General features: G+C 37.2%; 17 protein-coding genes. 11 read left to right on the plus strand and 6 right to left on the minus strand.

Annotated features, from left to right (window positions below; genetic code table 11):
- Positions 1–63: 63 nt before the first annotated feature.
- On the minus strand, positions 64–438 hold the full coding sequence (gene rpsL, locus A9996_RS14160) for a 30S ribosomal protein S12 (protein ID WP_066436375.1): 375 nt from the start codon (positions 436–438) through the stop codon (positions 64–66).
- Between the two features lie 174 nt (positions 439–612).
- On the opposite strand from rpsL, the gene A9996_RS14165 reads away from it, so the two are divergent.
- The 4 genes from A9996_RS14165 (at position 613) to rlmB (ending at position 8,242) form a co-directional block, all read left to right on the plus strand.
- Positions 613–2,298 carry a POTRA domain-containing protein gene (locus A9996_RS14165; protein WP_083993967.1) on the plus strand — a complete coding sequence of 562 codons (1,686 nt, stop codon included), beginning with the start codon at positions 613–615 and terminating at the stop codon, positions 2,296–2,298.
- A gap of 333 nt (positions 2,299–2,631) precedes the next feature.
- Positions 2,632–5,898, plus strand: coding sequence for a SusC/RagA family TonB-linked outer membrane protein (locus tag A9996_RS14170; protein WP_066436376.1), 3,267 nt, complete (start codon positions 2,632–2,634; stop codon positions 5,896–5,898).
- 12 nt (positions 5,899–5,910) lie between these two features.
- Positions 5,911–7,368 carry a SusD/RagB family nutrient-binding outer membrane lipoprotein gene (locus A9996_RS14175; protein ID WP_066436378.1) on the plus strand — a complete coding sequence of 486 codons (1,458 nt, stop codon included), beginning with the start codon at positions 5,911–5,913 and terminating at the stop codon, positions 7,366–7,368.
- Positions 7,369–7,501: 133 nt separating this feature from the next.
- Positions 7,502–8,242, plus strand: coding sequence for a 23S rRNA (guanosine(2251)-2'-O)-methyltransferase RlmB (gene rlmB, locus A9996_RS14180; protein WP_066436388.1), 741 nt, complete (start codon positions 7,502–7,504; stop codon positions 8,240–8,242).
- A 318-nt stretch (positions 8,243–8,560) separates the two neighbouring features.
- On the opposite strand, the gene A9996_RS14185 is transcribed toward rlmB, so the two are convergent.
- A complete protein-coding gene (locus A9996_RS14185; protein ID WP_066436393.1) occupies positions 8,561–9,373 on the minus strand; it encodes a rhomboid family intramembrane serine protease in 813 nt (270 codons plus the stop codon).
- A 339-nt stretch (positions 9,374–9,712) separates the two neighbouring features.
- On the opposite strand from A9996_RS14185, the gene A9996_RS14190 reads away from it, so the two are divergent.
- Positions 9,713–10,993, plus strand: coding sequence for a replication-associated recombination protein A (locus A9996_RS14190; protein WP_066436395.1), 1,281 nt, complete (start codon positions 9,713–9,715; stop codon positions 10,991–10,993).
- A gap of 1 nt (position 10,994) precedes the next feature.
- On the opposite strand, the gene A9996_RS14195 is transcribed toward A9996_RS14190, so the two are convergent.
- The 4 genes from A9996_RS14195 to radC form a co-directional block, all read right to left on the minus strand.
- Positions 10,995–11,882 (minus strand): hypothetical protein, encoded by an 888-nt coding sequence (locus A9996_RS14195; RefSeq protein ID WP_146608959.1) that lies wholly within the window; start codon positions 11,880–11,882, stop codon positions 10,995–10,997.
- A gap of 83 nt (positions 11,883–11,965) precedes the next feature.
- Positions 11,966–12,655 (minus strand): YjjG family noncanonical pyrimidine nucleotidase, encoded by a 690-nt coding sequence (locus A9996_RS14200; protein ID WP_066436400.1) that lies wholly within the window; start codon positions 12,653–12,655, stop codon positions 11,966–11,968.
- Positions 12,645–13,946 (minus strand): polysaccharide deacetylase family protein, encoded by a 1,302-nt coding sequence (locus tag A9996_RS14205; RefSeq protein ID WP_066436403.1) that lies wholly within the window; start codon positions 13,944–13,946, stop codon positions 12,645–12,647. The genes A9996_RS14200 and A9996_RS14205 overlap by 11 nt, the downstream gene beginning before the upstream one ends.
- A gap of 158 nt (positions 13,947–14,104) precedes the next feature.
- Complete coding sequence (radC, locus tag A9996_RS14210; protein WP_066436405.1) at positions 14,105–14,803, minus strand: RadC family protein; 699 nt, start codon at positions 14,801–14,803, stop codon at positions 14,105–14,107.
- 142 nt (positions 14,804–14,945) lie between these two features.
- On the opposite strand from radC, the gene A9996_RS14215 reads away from it, so the two are divergent.
- The 6 genes from A9996_RS14215 (at position 14,946) to A9996_RS14240 (ending at position 19,577) form a co-directional block, all read left to right on the plus strand.
- Positions 14,946–15,398, plus strand: coding sequence for a DUF1569 domain-containing protein (locus A9996_RS14215; RefSeq protein ID WP_066436408.1), 453 nt, complete (start codon positions 14,946–14,948; stop codon positions 15,396–15,398).
- Positions 15,399–15,566: 168 nt separating this feature from the next.
- Positions 15,567–16,160 (plus strand): FMN-binding negative transcriptional regulator, encoded by a 594-nt coding sequence (locus tag A9996_RS14220; RefSeq protein WP_066436413.1) that lies wholly within the window; start codon positions 15,567–15,569, stop codon positions 16,158–16,160.
- 30 nt (positions 16,161–16,190) lie between these two features.
- On the plus strand, positions 16,191–17,078 hold the full coding sequence (locus A9996_RS14225; protein WP_066436422.1) for a dienelactone hydrolase family protein: 888 nt from the start codon (positions 16,191–16,193) through the stop codon (positions 17,076–17,078).
- 552 nt (positions 17,079–17,630) lie between these two features.
- Entirely contained in the window at positions 17,631–18,764 is a 1,134-nt protein-coding gene (locus A9996_RS14230) for a tyrosine-type recombinase/integrase (RefSeq protein WP_066436426.1), read from the plus strand.
- 176 nt (positions 18,765–18,940) lie between these two features.
- Entirely contained in the window at positions 18,941–19,297 is a 357-nt protein-coding gene (locus A9996_RS14235) for a type II toxin-antitoxin system RelE/ParE family toxin (RefSeq protein WP_066436429.1), read from the plus strand.
- Complete coding sequence (locus A9996_RS14240) at positions 19,287–19,577, plus strand: helix-turn-helix domain-containing protein (protein ID WP_066436432.1); 291 nt, start codon at positions 19,287–19,289, stop codon at positions 19,575–19,577. Before A9996_RS14235 ends, A9996_RS14240 begins: the two co-directional genes overlap by 11 nt.
- Positions 19,578–20,317: the final 740 nt, after the last annotated feature.

Raw genomic sequence — 20,317 nt, forward strand, 5'->3', positions numbered from 1 at the left:
TTAGTTAATTGCTATTTGTTTTTTTCAAACTCCTAACTCCTAACTCCTAACTTATAACTTGTTTTACTTCTTAGGGCGTTTTGTACCATACTTAGATCTACGTTGTGTTCTACCTGAAACACCTGCGGTGTCTAAAGCCCCACGAACGATGTGATATCTAACTCCTGGCAAATCTTTTACCCTTCCACCTCTAACCAATACTATCGAGTGCTCCTGTAGATTGTGACCTTCGCCGCCAATGTATGCATTAACCTCGTTTCCGTTTGTCAAACGAACCCTTGCTACCTTACGCATTGCTGAGTTAGGTTTCTTAGGTGTCGTCGTGTAAACACGAGTACACACACCACGTCTTTGTGGACACGAATCAAGGGCAACCGATTTACTCTTCTTGGTTATTTTGGTTCTTCCTTTTCGTACTAATTGTGAAATTGTTGGCATATATTTCTATATAAATTTATTTTACTCCTCGCTTTTGAGGGCTGCAAAGGTAGAAAATAAATTTACTTTTTCAAAAGTAAAAGGATTAATTTTCAAATCTTTGCTATATTATTTAACATTGCACATGTTTTTAGATAATTTTTTCCGTTAGCTTTGAACATCATTAAGTTTTACATGGCTTTAAAAATATTCTCCTTTCTGTTTTGCTTTGGATGGGTCTCACCTCTAACCCTATCAGCCCAATCGTTGCATCTTAGTGCTGTTGGAGAAACTGAAGATGAAACCAGACTTCTTGATTCCTTGGCTTATAAGATGTTATTTGAGGATTTTAAGTCGCTTGAAGCTGAAGCCGAAAATATCCAAAAAACCCTCTCCCATCTAGGGTATTTGGAAAGTGAATTTATTAATCTTCAAAAAGATAACGATTCCTCTTTTATCGCCACATATAAAATAGGAACACTTTACAAAAAAGCTCGAATCCATTTTAACGCTGGGTTGAATAGAAAAATTTTGAAATTGGTTTCTAATACCATTACGGACAATTACTTTGAAGTTGACGTGTCTAAATTGGAAACGGCACTCGACATTTTAAACGCAGAGATCTCCAATAATGGCGATCCTTTTTCAACGCTTCAACTTATTAATATAAAAAAAAGCAACGCTATTTTATATGCCGATCTAAATGTTGAGGAAGCGCAACAAAGAACTATTGACACTATTATTGTAAAGGGCTATGACAAATTTCCAAAATCCTATATAAAACGCTATCTAAAAATAAAACCCAAGCGGCCCTTCAACTTAAAAACCATCACCCAAAAAACAGAAGCTCTTGAGAATTTACAATTTGCCTCCCAAATAAAAAATCCGGAAGTTCTTTTTACCAAAGACTCCACTTTACTATATATATATGTAGAAAAACAAAAAAGCAACACTTTTGACGGCTTTTTGGGTTTTGGGTCTAACACTGAAACAAGGAAAATTGAATTTGATGGGTACCTCAATCTCAACCTCATCAATAATTTAAATTATGGAGAATCCTTTAGGCTACTCTATAAAAGTGACGAAAGTGAGCAAAAGACATTTGACGTTAAAATAAAACTGCCCTATTTATTTGGCACCCCTATTGGCGCACAAGTAGGACTCAACATATTCAAAAAAGATTCCTCATTTGTAACCACCTCACAATTTGCCAAAGTTGACTACCAGATCAATCCACAAAATAGTGTAGCATTGGGCGTAAACATTTTAAACTCGTCAAATCTGTTAGATAACCCTACCGCAACTATTAATGACTTTAAATCAAGGTTTAACACCATAAGTTATCATTATATTAAACCGCAGCGGCTTGATAAGCTGTTCCCTATTAATTTCCTGTTCGATATTTCAGCAGGCTCGGGCAAGAAGACAATTGACAGAAATGATCAATTCCAAAGCAAATTTGAACTGAACACTTTTAAAATAGTAAACTTAAATATCCGGAATAGCATTTACGGTAATGTCAGTGCCGCCATTTTGAATTCTGAAAATTTTCTAGAGAATGAATTGTTTCGGTTTGGGGGCATCAATTCCATTAGAGGTTTTGAAGAAAATAGCTTAATAGCCAATGTATTTGCAGTTTTTAATACAGAATACCGCTACAAGGTAACCAATGGCCTATACATCAACTCAATTATTGATTTGGCTTACTATGAAAATCAAATCATCACCACCAAAAACAAACTTTTAGGCTTAGGTTTTGGTTTTGGAGTGCTCACACAGGCGGGCCTTTTTAAATTAAATTACAGCAATGGAAGTTCAGAAAACCAAACTATCAAACTATCCAATTCTAAAATCCATATAAGTTTGTCAGCGACATTTTAAACAGGGTTATAAACATGGTAAGGCTCAGATTCTGAAAAATATATTTCTAATGTACAGCACCACCTCAAGTTTTTCAAATCAAAAAAAAACATTTCCCATCTTTTTCTTCCAAACACTCTCTGTCTTTCTATCTGAAGCCCAACAAACAGACCTCAAAAAGCAGAAATTTTAATAACTCATTAACCATCAGCATATTGAAAGTTTACACCTCTTTAAACTCTAGTTGAAATAAAAATTTATTTGTTTGAGAAACCTAATTCTTTTCAATTAATGTTGCTTTTTTAACTTTTTATTAGCACTTTTACGCCAGGCTAATTCAAATTAATTTAAAATATGAAAACACAGTTTAGTGTAATTCTAACGCTATTACTAGCGCTAGTAGTGCATACGTCGTATGCGCAGGACAAAGTAATTTCTGGTACGATATCAGACCAATCTGGTTTGCCTCTTCCTGGAGTTAACATTATTGTAAAGGGCACCACAAACGGAACCCAATCTGACTTTGATGGAAATTATACCATTGACGCGAGTACAGGTGATATTCTTTCCTTCACCTATGTTGGGCTCAAAGCTCAAGAAATTACTGTAGGAACTTCAAATACCCTCAACGTCACCATGACGGAAGACGCTTCTGTGCTTGACGAAGTTGTGGTAACTGCTTTGGGTATTTCGAGAGAGAAAAAATCGCTTGGGTATTCGACCCAAGAAGTGGAAGGCGATGAACTCAGCACTGTTAAAAGTGGAAACTTCGTCAACGCGCTGTCTGGTAGGGCATCAGGAGTACAAATTAAAAGAAACAATAACCTTGGTGGATCTACTAACGTAGTCATTAGAGGAAATGCGTCTTTAACTGGTAGCAACCAGGCTTTATTTGTTATTGATGGTGTGCCTATCAATAATACAAACACCAACTCTGCCGGGCAAGCACAAGCATCTGGTGGGTATTATGACTACGGCAACACAGCGTCTGACATTAATCCTGATGACATTGAATCTGTAAACATCTTAAAAGGTGCTGCAGCATCCGCACTCTATGGATCAAGAGCGGCAAATGGAGTAATTATGATCACAACCAAAACTGGCAAAAAGAGCAAAGGTTTGGGCGTTACAATCAATTCGGGTGTCACCTTCGGATCTGTTGACAAAAGCACTTTCATAAAATATCAAAAAGATTATGGTGCAGGTTATGGTCCTTATTATGGGGCATGTGAATGTCTATATTATAATGATAATATTGATGTTGACGGTGATGGTGTAAATGACATTTCTGTGCCATTTACTGAAGACGGATCTTATGGTCTAGCTTTTGATTCCAATTTATTAATTTATCAATGGAATTCATTTGACCCAGATTCGCCAAATTATTTAACAGCAACACCTTGGGAAAATGCTGCCAACGGTCCTATTACATTTTTTGAGACTCCTATTACAACCACCAATTCTGTTTCCATAGAAAATGGTATGGACAATGGATCTTACAGATTAGGTTACACGCGATTTGAACAAGATGGACTTTTGCCAAACAGTAATATCACAAAACATAATTTTTCTATCAGTGGAACTTATAAGTTGAACGAGAAATTAACTGCGACAGGGTATGCCAATTTTCTCAAATCCGATGGATTAGGACGTAACTCTACAGGTTATAACGACAATATCATTTCTAATTTTAAGCAATGGTGGCAAACCAATGTTGACCTAAAAGAATTAAAAGATATCTATTTTGCAACAGGAAGAAATGTAACTTGGAATCCTCAGACTACGGCACCCGGATCGGCGCCTTTATTCTGGGATAACCCATACTTTCAACGTTATGAAAATTATCAAAATGATTCAAGAAGTCGTTTTATTGGTAATATGTCCTTAAATTATGAATTGACAGATTGGTTAAATATTACCGGTAGAATTGCTACTGACACCTACTCTGAATTGCAAGAAGAACGTAGAGCAAACGGTAGTGTACCAACATCATTTGGTGTTCCTGATAGTAATGGTGTCAGAGGTAATGTTGATTCTGGTTATGGAAGAAGAAATATTGCCAATACAGAAACCAATTATGATTTGATGTTAAATTTCGATAAGGATTTTGGAGAGAAATTCAACCTTAAAGGAATTTTAGGTGCCAATATTAGAAGAAATGAATTTCAATCTATCTATGCCGCTACTAGTGGTGGGCTAAGTGTTCCAAAATTATATTCCTTACAAAACAGTGTAGGGCCTCTGCCTCTACCTAATGAGCAGGATGAACGTGTAGGCGTTGATGGTATTTATGCAAGTGCTTCACTTGGCTTTGACAGTACCATATTTGTGGATGCTACTATAAGAAGAGATCACTCTTCTACATTACCTAAAAACAACAGTACGTTTTATTACCCTTCTATTGCGACCAGTTTTGTATTTTCAAATTTGATTGACTCTGATGTGATTTCTTTTGGTAAATTAAGAGCCAGTTACGCAGAGGTAGGTAACAGTGCTCCATTTGACTTTCTTTATGACACCTATAACGTTAACATTCCTCCTGGATCTTCAAGCACATCTGTAGATAATGTTAAGAAAAACCCAAACCTGAAACCAGAAAATACGGAAAGTATAGAACTTGGTTTAGAAATGCGTTTTCTTAAAAGTAGATTAGGGTTAGACGTTGCCGTTTATAAAACTAACTCTGTGGATCAAATTTATGGTGTGCCAGTTTCAACCGCAACAGGATATTCTTCAAAAATCTTAAATGCAGGTGAAATCGAAAATAAAGGTGTGGAGATCACAATTTTCGCAGCCCCAATCAGAAATGAGAATTTTTCTTGGGACATGAATATCAACTGGTCCAAAAACGAGAATAAAGTTATCGCTCTAGCTGACGGTATTGATAACCTTCAATTGGGTAATTTTCAAGGCGGAATCACCCTTAACGCAAGAGTGGGCCAACCATATGGCGTGATCAACGGTACTGATTACACGTATGTAGACGGTCAACGTGTTGTGGATGCAACCTCTGGAGAATATATTAAAACATCTACCTCAGACAAGGTTATTGGGGACATCAATCCAGAATGGTCAGCAGGTTTCTCAAATAAACTTACCTACAAAAACCTTGCCTTAAGTGTCTTGATTGACGTTCAGAAAGGTGGTAGTATTTTCTCTTTGGATAACTATTACGGTCTTGCAACGGGACTATATGCTGAAACATCATTTATCAATGACCTGGGCAACCCGGTAAGAAATACTTTGGCCGATGGCGGCGGGTTTATCAATCCAGGCGTTAATGCCGATGGTTCTGAAAACACAACGCGTATTAGAGCTGATAGATTTGGCGCATTTGGTTACCGTAGAGGTTTACCAGACAAAGCGTTCGTATACGATGCAGGATTCGTGAAATTGAGAGAGGTGGCCTTATCTTATAGTTTGCCCCAAAAATTGATCGGTCAGTCATTGTTCAAAGAAGTAACATTTAGCGTCATTGGTTCAAACCTTTGGATCATTGATAAAAGTCTACCGCATGCCGATCCTGAAAGTGGATTAGGTTCTGGAAACCTGCAAGGATATTCTGTAGGTTCACTTCCAACAACAAGAGACTTTGCCTTTAATGTTAAATTGAAATTTTAAAAACTACTGAAAATGAAAAAAATAATAATTCTATTAATAGGCGCAGTCGCCATATATTCTTGCTCTACTGATTTAGAGAATTTAAATCAGAATATAAAAGATCCTGCTGAAGTTCCTGGTGAATCCTTATTTACTAGTGCTCAAAAGAGCTTAGTGGATCAAATTGTAGAAATCAATGTGAACCTCAACAATACACAACTGTGGTCGCAATTTTTACAGGAAGCCACTTATACTGATGAAAGCAACTACGATCAGGTGACACGAACCATTCCGCAAAGTCACTGGGATGCAATGTATAAAGATGTTTTAAAGGATTTGGATGAATCAACCAAAGTGATTGAGGCAACTACCTATACAACAGACGCATTGAATGCTTTAAAACCAAATAAGTTGTTAATCAATGAAATCTTAACGGTGTATGCCTACAGTAATTTGGTGGAAACCTTTGGTGATGTGCCTTATACTGAAGCTTTGAACATTGAGGACAATTTGCAACCAAAATATGATGATGGCCTAACTATTTACAAAGACTTGCTTTCAAGGTTAACAACTGCCATAAACGGTTTAGACACATCTGTAGAAAGCTATGGCAAGGCAGATAACCTTTATCAAGGCGATGTTAGTCAATGGAAAAAATTTGCAAATAGTCTTAAATTGAGAATGGCAAATACACTTTCTGACATTGAACCAGCTTTGGCTCAAACAGCTATGACAGAAGCGCTAACAAGTGGAGTTATCACAAGTGCTGCTGATAACGCAACGTTTACCTATTATGGTGCTGATCCAAATACAAACCCTGTCTACGCTTCACTAGTTTTAAGTGGAAGATTGGATTACGTTGCAGGAAAGACAGTGATCGACATTATGAATGCGTTGGATGACCCCAGAAGACCATTATACTTTACACAAATTAATGGTGCTTATGTAGGAGGTGTTATTGGCCAAGAATCAACATATGCCAATTTCTCGCATTTTTCTGAAAAATTTGAAAGTGCCACCTTGCCAGGAGTGCTCTTCTCCTATTCAGAGGTTGAATTTATTTTGGCTGAAGCTGCCGCTAGAAACTTTACGGTACCAGGAACGGCAGCAGATCATTATAACAATGGTGTTACGGCATCTATTCTATACTGGGGCGGAACTGCTGCAGATGCGACCGCGTATTTAGCGCAACCTGAAGTAGCTTACGCTTCTGCAATTGCATTAAGTACAGCTACAATGCCTTGGAAAGAAGTCATCGGAACACAAAAATGGTTGGCTTTATTTAATAGAGGTATGGAAGCCTGGACGTCCATCCGCCTTTTAGATTTCCCTATTATGGCTGAACCTGTGGATGCCGTATCAGGATATCCAAACAGATACACCTACCCTATTGTAGAGCAAACTTTAAATGGTACGAGCTACAATGCGGCTTCTGATGCTATTGGTGGAGATACTGCAGAGAACCAATTGTTCTGGGACATTAACGACTAGAAATTCAATCATCATAATAGAAGAGACCTCTTAAGTTTCAAACCTTAAGAGGTTTTTTTATTCAAATAAATCAAAAGCTAAACAGACCATAAATTTTATCTCTTGTAAAGAGCTTATTTTATACCTTTGCGTCATGGAAAACGAAACTACTATTTTCGGAATCAGAGCGGTCATTGAAGCGATCAAATCTGGAGAAAACATTGATAAAATATTTTTACAAAAAGGATTACGAGGCGAGTTGTTTACTGAGCTGGAGCAACTCTTGCACAAAGAACGTTTAAACTCGTCTTATGTTCCGGTTGAAAAACTTAACCGACTCACCACTAAGAACCATCAAGGCGTGGTGGCACAAATTGCACCTATCAGTTTCTATCCTTTAGAAGAATTGGTAACCAACGCTATAGAATCTGGCAAAACCCCTCTTTTCCTACTTTTAGATCAGCTGAGTGACGTGCGTAATTTTGGTGCGATCATTAGAACTGCTGAATGTACTGGTGTTTCAGGAATTATAATTCAGAAAAAAGGTGGTGCTCCGGTTAATGGAGATACCATCAAAACAAGTGCTGGGGCCATTTTTAAAATCCCGATCTGTAAAGTGGACCATATTAAGGATGCCGTTTTTTATATGCAAGCTTCAGGCATTAAAGTGATTGCTGCTACTGAAAAAACCGATCAAAATCTTTACGATGTTTCCTTTACTGAGCCTTGCGCCATTATTATGGGGTCTGAAGGGAAAGGCATCAATCCGTCCATTTTGAAAGTGGTAGATGACAAGGCCAAATTACCAATTTTAGGTGAGATTGAATCCTTGAATGTTTCTGTAGCTTGTGGTGCGTTTTTGTATGAAGCGGTTAGACAGAGGATGTCGGTTTGAGATGTTAGATGCTAGATGTTAGATGTTAGATGTTAGATGCTAGATGTTAGATGCTAGATGCTAGATGCTAGATGCTAGATGCTAGATGCTAGATGCTAGATGCTAGATGCTAGATGCTAGATGCTAGAAAAGTAAAAATTCCATGTTTAATTTTTAAGGTCTGCGACCTATTTAACTTAAAATCGAAGACTTATTTTTCTCAGAGATAGCAGATGTTGAATTTGAAGATTAATCTTGAATGATGCCTAAGGAATTCTCTTCATTCTAGTTTTTTTAGAATTGTAATTTCCCGAAGAACAAGTACCCAAAAATTCTTAATTAACTCTTAGGATTCTCCTTGTAAATATAATTGTATTTAGGTGTGTTCTTTTGGACTTCATCTTTTATGTCATTTTCATCTTTAAGTTCATCTTCAACTTCATCTTCAAATTCATCTTCAACTTCAATTTCAATTTCATCTTCAGGTTCTAAATTCTCAATGAAGTTTCCATGTTCATCAAAATGTCTTAAAAATGGGTCATCATCTTCATTGTAATGTGGCTCTTGCCAAAGGTAACGCTCTGGTTTGGCAATTGCCTTTCTAAAGATAATAGCAAACACAAAGCCCGTGATGAGTCCGCCCAAATGCCCTTCCCAAGACATGCCTTCCTTAATAGGAAAGACATACCAGATCATGCTTCCGTATAGAAAAATAATAATGAGGGATAATGCTATCAATCGAAAATGTTTGGCAAAAATCCCTTTAAAAAAAATAAAACTAACCAATACGTAAATTAAGCCACTGGCGCCAATATGGTTTGCTGGCCTACCGATAAACCAGGTGATCAAGCCTGATAACAAAATACCATACACCAACACTTTCCACGCGATTGGTCTATAAAAATAGAACAACGCCATGCTGAGCACCACTAACGGAACACTGTTGTGGTAAATGTGTTCAATATCTCCATGAATGAACGGACTTAAAACTACCCCACGCAGACCGACCAATGTATCTGGGATAATCCCCCAAGTTTTGATGACGGGAAAAAACCGGACCTGTAGCCAGAACACCACCCAAATGAGCATCAAAAAAAAGATGGGGTACGCCACAACGCCTGTTGAATACCTGAAATGTTGTTGATTGCTCATGCCTAAATTTAGAGGTTTCTTATCAAATTAGTTACCATTAATTGCAAATATGTAAAATTGTCCCGTTTCTGCATGCGTGATGGAGCGGTTTGTTTGAAATCCCTCTTTTTTTTTAAATAAACAAAAATATTGAGCTACGAAAGCACGACTTTTGCCCCACCCAGAATTGAAAAAAATCAATTCCGACCTCCCCAAAGGGCAGGTAAAAATGAAAAATGTTTGAAAATAGATCTATGTGGAAATTTCGCGGTTGGGTTTCTGTTTTACTCATAAATTCTTAATTTACAATTTTGTATTCGTGAATAAATTATTTCACAGGAATTCATGTAATTTTGCATTATGAATGCACCATTAGCCGAACGTTTACGTCCTAAATACTTAAAAGATTATTTAAGCCAGTCCCATTTGATTGGTGATCAAGGGGTTTTGACGCAGCATATCAAACAGGGCGTGATTCCTTCCATGATTTTTTGGGGCCCTCCAGGAACCGGAAAAACGACCTTGGCGAATATTATTGCAAACGAATCGAACCGTCCATTCTATAAACTGAGTGCCATCAATTCTGGCGTAAAAGATATCAGGGAAGTTATTGACAAGGCTAAACACAGTGGTGGTTTGTTCACGGCTAAAAATCCGCTGTTGTTTATTGATGAAATTCATAGGTTTAGCAAATCTCAGCAAGATTCGTTGCTGGAAGCTGTTGAAAAAGGTTGGGTCACCCTCATTGGCGCCACGACTGAAAACCCAAGTTTTGAAGTCATTCCTGCCCTACTCTCCCGAGCTCAAGTATATGTGCTGAATTCTTTTGACAAAAAAGATTTGGAGGCCTTATTGCAGCGTGCCCTAACTGAAGATGAAATTCTGTCTACACGCCACATAGAGCTCAAGGAAACGGAAGCTTTATTGCGGCTCTCAGGCGGCGATGCCCGTAAACTCCTGAATATTTTTGAACTCATTATTTCTTCTTACGATGAAAATGATAAGATTGTGATCACCAATGAAGGCGTGCTTCAAAAAGTACAAAGCAATACGGTGCGTTATGACAAAACTGGGGAGCAGCATTATGATATTATATCAGCATTTATTAAATCAATTAGGGGCAGTGATCCTAATGCGGCTGTGTATTGGTTGGCCCGGATGATTGAAGGTGGCGAAGATGTTAAATTTATTGCCCGCCGGTTATTGATTTTGGCCAGTGAAGATATTGGCAATGCCAACCCGACCGCTTTAGTGATGGCCAACACCACGTTTCAGGCTGTATCCGTGATTGGGCATCCAGAATCTCGCATTATTTTAAGCCAATGTGCAACTTACCTGGCAACTTCCGCAAAAAGCAATGCCGCTTATGAAGCCATCGGCAAAGCACAACAATTGGTGAGGGAAACAGGTGATTTATCGGTGCCTTTATCGGTCAGAAATGCACCAACCAAACTGATGAAAGAACTAGGTTATGGCGACAATTACCAATATGCCCATAGCTACGAAAACAATTTTGCCCCGCAAGAATTCCTTCCTGATGCCATCAAGAATACAACACTTTACAATCCTGGAAACAATGCAAGGGAACAGTCTCAGCGTGAGTTTTTGAGGCAACGATGGAAGTCTAAATACGGGTATTAAATTAGTTGAACTTTACATTAAGGGTTTTCATGGACACGCCTGCGTCATTGGCTTTTGCCACAATCCATGTGTTGTTCATTTTATAAAGAATAGCGTCCTGACCTTTAACAATAAACACATCTTCTTTACCGGAAAACACCAAATGATACAAAACTTTAGAAGAGGCATCTGAAATAGTGTAACCGTTTTCAACCGGATTAGCGAATAACGTTTGAAGCGTTTCATCAGATTTTGCTTCTGTTTTTAGAACTTTCTTTACCTCTTGCTTGACTTCTGGTTGGATGTCTTGAAGTGTTTTATTTTTTTCAGATGCTCTCAGCGCTATTTCTTCTCGCACTCGTTTTGCTTTGAGTTCTTCTACTTCCCTTTGCAAGCGTTGAATTTCTTCTTTTGCGTCGTTGTTTTCAACCGTTTCTGTAGTTGTCTTATTGCCCTTAAAGACAATTTCCTCATTGGGTTGATACGTGTAATTTAATTTATCAAAACTGTTGAAGGCCTCACGCAAAGCCAAATTATAGACCTTATCGTAATCCTTTTCTCTTGATTCTCCAACCTCTGAAGAGATCACTATTTTATTATTACAATCCCTTAAATGGACTTGTAATTTGGTATTTAAAAATGCTTTGAGTTTTTCTACATCAGCAAATAAGGCCAAACAACGGTTGTTGGTCAAGTCTTGAGGATATTCCTCATCTGCCATAAGTGCAGTAAATCCGTACTTTTTAAATAGAAACTTGGTCAGAGAGTTAATTTGGTATTGATCAGGTTCATTTAAAAAATTAAACGTGTTGGGTACAATGACATATTTGTAAGCATTGATATTTTGTTGGGCAAACCCATTAATGTTGAACAACATTAAAAAGGCAACTATAGCGAGAATGGATTTCATTGAATTTATTATTATTATTATTATTATTATTATTATTTATTGAGTTAAAGATAAAATTTTGAGACTTAAAAACCTACTCATGTTTAGAGGTACTGTTTGAGTTGCGACAAGTGTTTGATTTGTTTGATATGAGGTTCTGTCTCGTCATTTCTATAATTGAAAAATATGGCATCATAGCCTACGTTTAGTGCGCCAAGAATGTCAGCTTCATAATTATCGCCTATCATAATGCTCTCATTGGGTTCTGCCTTTGCTATTTTCAGGGCATAGTCAAAAATGATAGGATTGGGTTTCTTGACGCCTGCTACCTCTGCATTGGTAATGGTTTTAAAAAATGAGGTAATTGCAGAAGAATCCATCTTCTTCAACTGCGCTTCCTCAAAACCATTGGTGATAATGTGCAATTGATATTTTGGTTGCAAGTACTGCAATACATCGAGTGTGCCTTCAAAAAGGTGGCTAAAACTGGATAAATGTTCAATATAATCAGTGGAAAGATTGTGGATCAATCCATCTTCCACACTAAAATTTATCTCATCAAAAGTGTCACGGAGTCGCCCATAACGCAATTCTATTTTATCAATCTCTTCATTTCTGTAGCGTTTCCAGTATTGGAGATTAACCGGTTCATAAACCTTTAAAAAAGAATCTAAATTGACCCCAACCTTATGCAATTTGAAAATCTTATCAAAAGTCAATGCTGAGTTCTTATCAAAATCCCAAAGGGTATGATCTAAATCAAAAAAAACGTGTTGTATTGCTTTATTTTTCATCTACTGAGTCTAATACTTGTTGAAATAACTCCTTAAAACCTTTCCAACGGTCTAAGTTGCTAAATGCATAATTATGAAATACGGGAGTAAACGTGCCATTTACTCCTTTTACAGATTCTATTAAGCGTTGCAAATCTTCCTTTTTATCCAATAATGATTGTCTTTTCAACAACGCATAATCTACACAATGGAACGGATTAATTTGTAACGGCGTTTGCACTTCAAAGTCCAGATCATAAAATTGAAATGGTGTACAGGTTCCCGCTCTAAACCCCATATGGTTGATGTAGCCCATTGTAAAATCTTGTTTGATCTCCAACTCTATCAGATTGCGGTAAGTTTCTGGCAGGTTCAATTTAGAAAACGAATTTCTGGAGGCTTCTAGCGGATAATTGGTAGTCGCTTCCATTTTTAACTTCTCCTTCTTGAGCATGCTAAAATCTTCCAATGCCAAATACGACACTTTTAATCCAATTTTGCAATAATCGCCAACAGATTTTATGAGCGAGACAAATTTCTTTTTATTGATATTGATATTCTTGTCATACGTTGAATATTCGCCTATCAAGAAAAACACGATGAATTTAGTGGAGGTTTTCTTCTGCTTGGTCACAATCCATTTGAACGTATCATAAGGATCTCTTTTCACACCAGCCAAAGATTGATACCGTTGGTAAAGACGTTTTATTTGTAAACTGAACAAATCGTTGAGAGTACCGCCAATAGTTCTCATGAGACCTTTATCTTTGAAATAAAAGGCCATTGGCACATCAATCACTGGCTGAATATTATAAGTTCTAACCGGGAATTCAAAATTAGGAAACTGTGCTTGCAGGATTTCTTTAAATTTATAGGCCCAAATATCTACTACAGGTTGGTGAAGAAACCCTTTATTGAACGCCAAACTTTCCGTTGCCAAAAATCGGCCATAGGCATCATTTACATGCGGTAAATATTCTTCATATCTGCTTAACAAATAAAACGTGGCGGCAAAAATATCAAATGGCAAACTGCTTTTTTCAGAGGTTGAAAAGAAACATTTGGTACTGCCCCAATCTTGCACATTGATGTCCAAATCAGACAAACCTTGCTCAAATAACAGCTCATTGCTCCTAACGAACAATTCATTGCTCAAAGGTTGTTTGGCATATGAAATTTTCATACTGTCATGCGCTATAAAATCTTCCACAGTGGTTGTGAAACTCACGGGAACATTTAATATACGCAGACTGATATGCTTAAAGGCATATATTAATCTGGGGGTTATTTTATGTGTGTAAACTAGTAACATTAACAGTCGTAAATTCCAAATTTAAAAATTCCAAATTCCAAATCAATCACTTTACTGATGTATTTGTATATGGGAAAAATGATTGATAAAATCCGGACACTTTATCAATAGCCAAAAGATTGGAATTTGGTGCTTGATTATTGGATCTTAATTTTGAATTATAATATACCTTCATCAGCAAAGCTATAAAAAGCATTTTCGGTAATGATCAAATGGTCCAAAACTTTAACGTCCAAACTGTTTCCTGCAATTTTTAATTTTTGTGTGATTTGTTTATCGGCTTCACTAGGTTTTAGCGTTCCTGATGGATGGTTATGTGCCAAAATAATACCAACTGCACCAAGTTCTATTGCTGTTTTGAGAGCCAAACGCACGTCAACCAAGGTGCCCGTAATCCCACCTTTGCTCAGTTGAATTTTTTGAAGTACTTTATTGGAATTGTTTAAATAGATGATCCAAAATTCTTCGTGCGGCAGTTCACCAATAACAGGTTGCATCAATTCAAAAACTGATTGGCTGGACTCTATTTTATATAACTGTAGGGCTTCTTCTCCCCTGCGTCTTCTTCCCAACTCTAATGCTGCTATAATAGTAAGTGCTTTGGCTTCACCAATCCCCTTAAATTCCATTAACTGTTTGAGTGATAATTTACCTAGGGCATTTAAATTATTATTGGTACTTGCTAAAATGCGTTTGCACAGTTCTACAGCACTTTCATTTCTACTTCCAGAACCTATTAGGATGGCCAACAATTCAGCATCACTCAAGGCAGATTTTCCTTTATCTCTTAATTTCTCGCGAGGTTGGTCAAGGTGGGACCAGTTTTTTATGGAAAACGACGGGTGTTTTTCTGACATAAGCGCCACATAGATTTTAAGTGGTTATAAAGTTAATGATAAAAGGAGACGGACTTCATTTTCGTTACAAAAAATAGGTAATAATCATCAAAGAAAAGATAAAAATTGTAAATTTCAGAACCAATTAACTAATTGCGATAGTATGCAGACTTTATTTGATCAAAAGGTACATCAGGAGGTTTTGAGACGTGTGGATAGCCTGACGGAAAACTCTAAGCCTAGCTGGGGAAAAATGGACGTGGCACAAATGGTTAGACATTGCCAATTGCCGCTTCTGGTTGCCAACGGAAAAATGGAACTGACGGAAAAAGTGGGCTTGCTAAAAAAAATGATTTTTAAGCTTTACAAACCGGTCATGTACAATGACAAACCTTGGCCAGAGAACATCGCCACGACCAAGGATTTTAAAGTCACTGATCCACAAGTTTTTGAAACCCAAAGAAATCAACTAAAACTGACCATTGATGACTTCCACAATAAAGCTTTAAATATGCATTGGCCTAAACATCCTGTTTTCGGTAAATTCAGTACTGACCAATGGGGCAAAATGCAATACAAGCATTTGGATCATCATTTGAGACAGTTTGGCGTTTGAAGGTTCTAGTTTCTAGCTTCTAGCTTCTACCTTCTAATATCATAAAATTTCATAAATCAACAAGGCGATTCCGAAATTTCGGCACCGTTTTCCATACTAGCTAAAGGCAACATTAACAGAGGTTTTAATTAAATTAATAGCATTCCTGATTTCGACAGTATTACAACTATGACACATTACCCACCGCAGCAACATCAAGACAACAATCGTGAACACATGATTGACGTAATTAAAACCTATCCTTTAGCCATGCTTGTTTCTGTAAAGGAGACCAAGCCGCTAATCTCCCATCTGCCTTTAATTTATTCTGAAGGAAAATTGATTGGACATTTAGATAAATTCAATCCGCAGGCGGAAGTGCTGAAAGACAATAACGAGGTTACCGTTATATTTTCTGGTCCGCAGTGTTATATTTCCCCCAGTATTTATAGCACCACACAACTCCCGACCTGGAATTACGTGATGGTCCATATTACCGGAAAGGTCAAAGAAATTACAGATCCTGAAGTGATCAAAGCATCCATGATTGACATGACTTCCTTTTTGGAAGCCCCAGCACACCGTTACACGTTAGAACCTGACAATCCGAGAATGGCACAATTTATAAGCTATGTTAGAGGTTTTGAGATTGACATTGAGCATTGGGAAGGCAAGTTCAAACTCTCACAAGACAAAAAACCATCAGATATTGAGAATGCTAGAAATGAATTGATCCGCGCGAATCAGGAAAGTATAAAAGCATTTTTGGCGCGCGTGTTTTAATCTCTTAATTTGTTAAGAAAAAAATGAATTATGAAAACACTCAAAAAAGAAGATATCAGTCAGGAAGTTTTTGAACTTTATGACGATTATGCGCATGATAAAATTGGGCGGCGCCAGTTTGTTGAAAAACTATCGCTTTATGCCGTTGGTGGTATTACCATTGGATCGCTAATGAGTTTTATGTCTCCCAATTATATCGACACAATTACGGTGCCTGCAGACCATCCAAGATTAGATTCAGAATATATCACCTATGATTCTCCTCAGGGTGGCGGTTCAATAAAAGGATTACTTTCAAAACCAACTGACGCAAGTGGTAAATTGCCAGGAGTTATTGTAGTTCATGAAAACAGAGGGCTCAACCCTTATATAGAAGATGTTGGTAGACGAACGGCTTTAGATGGATTTATAAGTCTGGCTCCAGATGCGCTCACCCCATTGGGCGGTTACCCAGGAAACGATGATGAAGGTAGAGAATTACAAAAAAAGCGTGATCGTAATGAAATGCTTGAAGATTTTATTGCTGCCTACCGCTATTTAAAAGCACATCCAGATTGTAATGGTAACATAGGCGTTGTTGGTTTTTGTTTTGGGGGTTGGATTTCCAATATGATGGCTGTAAAAGTGCCTGATCTGATGGCAGCAATTCCTTTTTATGGCGGACAACCTTCAGCCGAAGAAACAGCACAAATAAAAGCACCACTTTTAATACATTATGCAGGACTGGACACTCGCGTCAATGAAGGATGGTCTGATTATGAAACTGCGCTCAAGGCTAATAATGTAGCCTATACCGTTCATTTTTATGATGGTGTTAACCATGGCTTTCACAATAATACAACGCCACGTTATGATAAAGATGCAGCCGAATTAGCGTGGACACGTACCATTGCGTTCTTTAAAGAAAAGTTGGTTTAAAAGTTTTAACAACGATCCTATTACAACTAAAAACTTTAAGACCGCAGTATTAGAGGCCTTTGCTTAAGATGGGGAACGCAATCCTTCCTATGGCCATGGGGCAAGTTATACATCTGCGTTACATTCATTGTCAAATAACAACGTAAAAGTATAAACTATTTGGGCAATCTTATGCAGATCTCGATGGGTTGTGACATAGAAGACAATCACAGTTATGTTGACACATTCAAGTGTGTGATTTTATCATCAAACATTCTGGATCAAATTGGTCTTAGAACCACTAAAAAGACTGAATATGCAAGGCGCTTAAAAAGATAACAATTAGTAATTAAATTTCTTCAGTTGACTAAATGGCCCAAGCTCCGACTAGTTCGCTAAACTTGGTCTAAAACTTAAATTTTCACCAGATCCAATGCAATCACGCCCATTCTAAAAAACATAGATTGCATTCTATATTACAAATACGAACCTCATAAATATTAGTAACACACTGAATGTGAGATACTATCAAAGAATTATACTATATTTAAAGTGATATTAAAAACTTTTGATATGGCCACTATAACCCTCTCTTCGCTTGTCCACAAAAACACTTCTCAAATTGCCATAGACTTTGCATTCAATGAAGATTTAAAACATTATATCACTGCATTTGAGGGGGTAAATTGGAGTAAAACCCACAACACATTTTACCTAAAACACACTGCTGACAATAAGAAAAGAATATATGCCTACTTGCGCAAGCGGCACCATTTTGTAGATTATAGTGCCCTGCAAGCACCTGCACTTGTTCCGTTAAGCACAGCTCCCGCTAAAAAGTCAGGACCGTTGGGAACCCTCAAAAAAGTGCATCTTGATGCTCTGAGCAGCTTTAATAACTATATGCTCCAAAAACGCTATAGCCAGAGCACCATAGAAAACTATGTAGGCTTATTGTCCATATTTTTCAGATACTATACTGCAAAAGACATCCTTGCAATCACAAAAATTGATATTGAGGAATTTAATCAAAATTATATTTTGGGTAATGGGTATGGTAGAACGTTTCAAAACCAAATTATAAGTGCTCTCAAACTATTTTATAGCCATCACAGCAACATCCATCTGGATATCAGTCATATTGAACGACCAAACAAAGACAAACGACTGCCAGAAGTCCTGTCTCTAGAAGAAGTGAAACAATTACTTACCAATGTCAAAAACGTCAAGCACAAAACCATGTTGAGTTTAGTTTACGCCTGTGGGATGCGAATTGGTGAGGCACTGGCCTTAAAAATGGACGCGATAGACGGCAGACGCGGTTTTATACACATTAAACACGCCAAGGGCGCCAAGGACAGATATGTGCCATTAAGTGAGAGAACTTTAGTGTTACTGCGTCACTATTATAAACTCTACAAACCAAAGGTTTACCTATTTGAAGGAATTGCTGGCCAAGTATATTCTCAAGAAAGCTGCCGAAAGGTATTGCGTACGGCCGTAAGAAGTACAGTGATTAAAAAGCATGTTACACTGCACACGTTAAGGCACAGTTACGCTACGCATTTATTGGAAAATGGCACAGACATCAGATATATTCAAGATATTTTAGGACACAACAGCCCTAAAACCACCATGATTTATACACACGTCAGTACGCACAGTTTAAAAAACATAAAAAATCCGTTTGATGATATGGATATATGATTTATATTCGGTGAAATAAGCACCAAAAGGTACGCCTATCCCTCCGGATTGGATGGTAATTAGTATGTTTGGTGCTTGTATATACAAGTTGTAAAACATACCCAAAGAAACTCTCGAACTTGAAAATAAACATTGGGAATTTTGAAAATAGTAACTTTTAAGTTACCTTTGTCCGAATGGAAAAAGTTAGGCAAGTAATACAATACAAAAATTATTTCGAGGAGTTTTTGCTTGCTCAACCGAAAAAGGTTCAGGACAAAATATTTAAGGTCATTGAAATTATCGAAACCTATCAGCACGTGCCGAAAACATATTTGGCACCAATGAAAACCCAGAAAGGATTATTTGAAGCTCGAATAAAATTAGGTTCTAATATTTGGCGAGTGTTTTGCTTCTTCGATAAAGGTAAATTAGTTATACTCTTGAACGGATTTACTAAAAAGACCCAGAAAACACCACAAAAAGAAATCGATAAAGCAGTCCGATTAATGAAAGAGTATTACGAAGAAAAAAACAAAGGCAATGGAAACTAAAAGTTGGAAAGAAATAAAGAACACTGTTTACGGAAAAAAAGGAACTGAACGCAGAGATGAACTTGACAGAGACTTTGAATCATTCAAAATCGGTTTACTCTTACGAAATGCACGAGTAGAAAAAAATCTGACTCAAGAACAACTTGGCGAACTGATTGACAAAAAGCGGACTTACATTTCGCGCGTGGAAAATAATGGCAGTAATCTGACTTTAAAAACATTATTTGACATCGTAGAAAAAGGTCTTGGCGGAAAAGTAAATATTTCAATTGAAGTCTGATAAAAGTACGTTTTACAACACCGTATATAAGCTATGGCTTGGTCTATGCGTATTTGGAAAATTTATGGATATCCAAAATTAGTTTATATTTGGAGAGGTTCGTGCTTTAACACGCCACAGCTCATATACATAAACGTTAGCACACAGTTGTCTGCTCAAGATAACACAGATAAACGAGAAAATTTTTTGATTTTTAAAGAGCTGAAACTGAAAAACCATACCGAAATTGAAATAGATACGGAAAAACCAAAACGGCGAAATTATCACTCGTGTGAACAATTTTATTTCTTGGCCTTCCAATAATAAGTCGCATCACTTGAAAAACCTGTGCTTGACCAAAGTTTGGGCAAAATTTTATTTTAGATATACGCGGAAATCAAATCTAACTGAAAAAACCGCGAAAAGGAACCGAAATTTTTTTTGGTTTTTTAAGTGCGAAACCGAAACTTTGCCCTTCCCTACCAAATCTGAAAAAAGTTTATTTTAAAACTCATTGCGAAAAATGGCAGCGGAATTTAAGAGGCAATTTTTAACCTGGATTTCTAAACAAAATTATGTCGGACTTTATTCTGTCTTGAGAAAAATAATAGCGAAGAAAGAATAAACCGTGTGCTAACACCGTGTATAGACCATTGCTGGGTTTGTGCTTTATTTGGAATATTATCGGATTAACCCAAAGTTTGTCTATATTTGGATTGGTTCGTGTGTGAGACACGCAACGGTCCATACACATAAACGTT

The organism is Gelidibacter algens (genome assembly GCF_001678675.1).
Classification (GTDB): domain Bacteria; phylum Bacteroidota; class Bacteroidia; order Flavobacteriales; family Flavobacteriaceae; genus Gelidibacter; species Gelidibacter algens.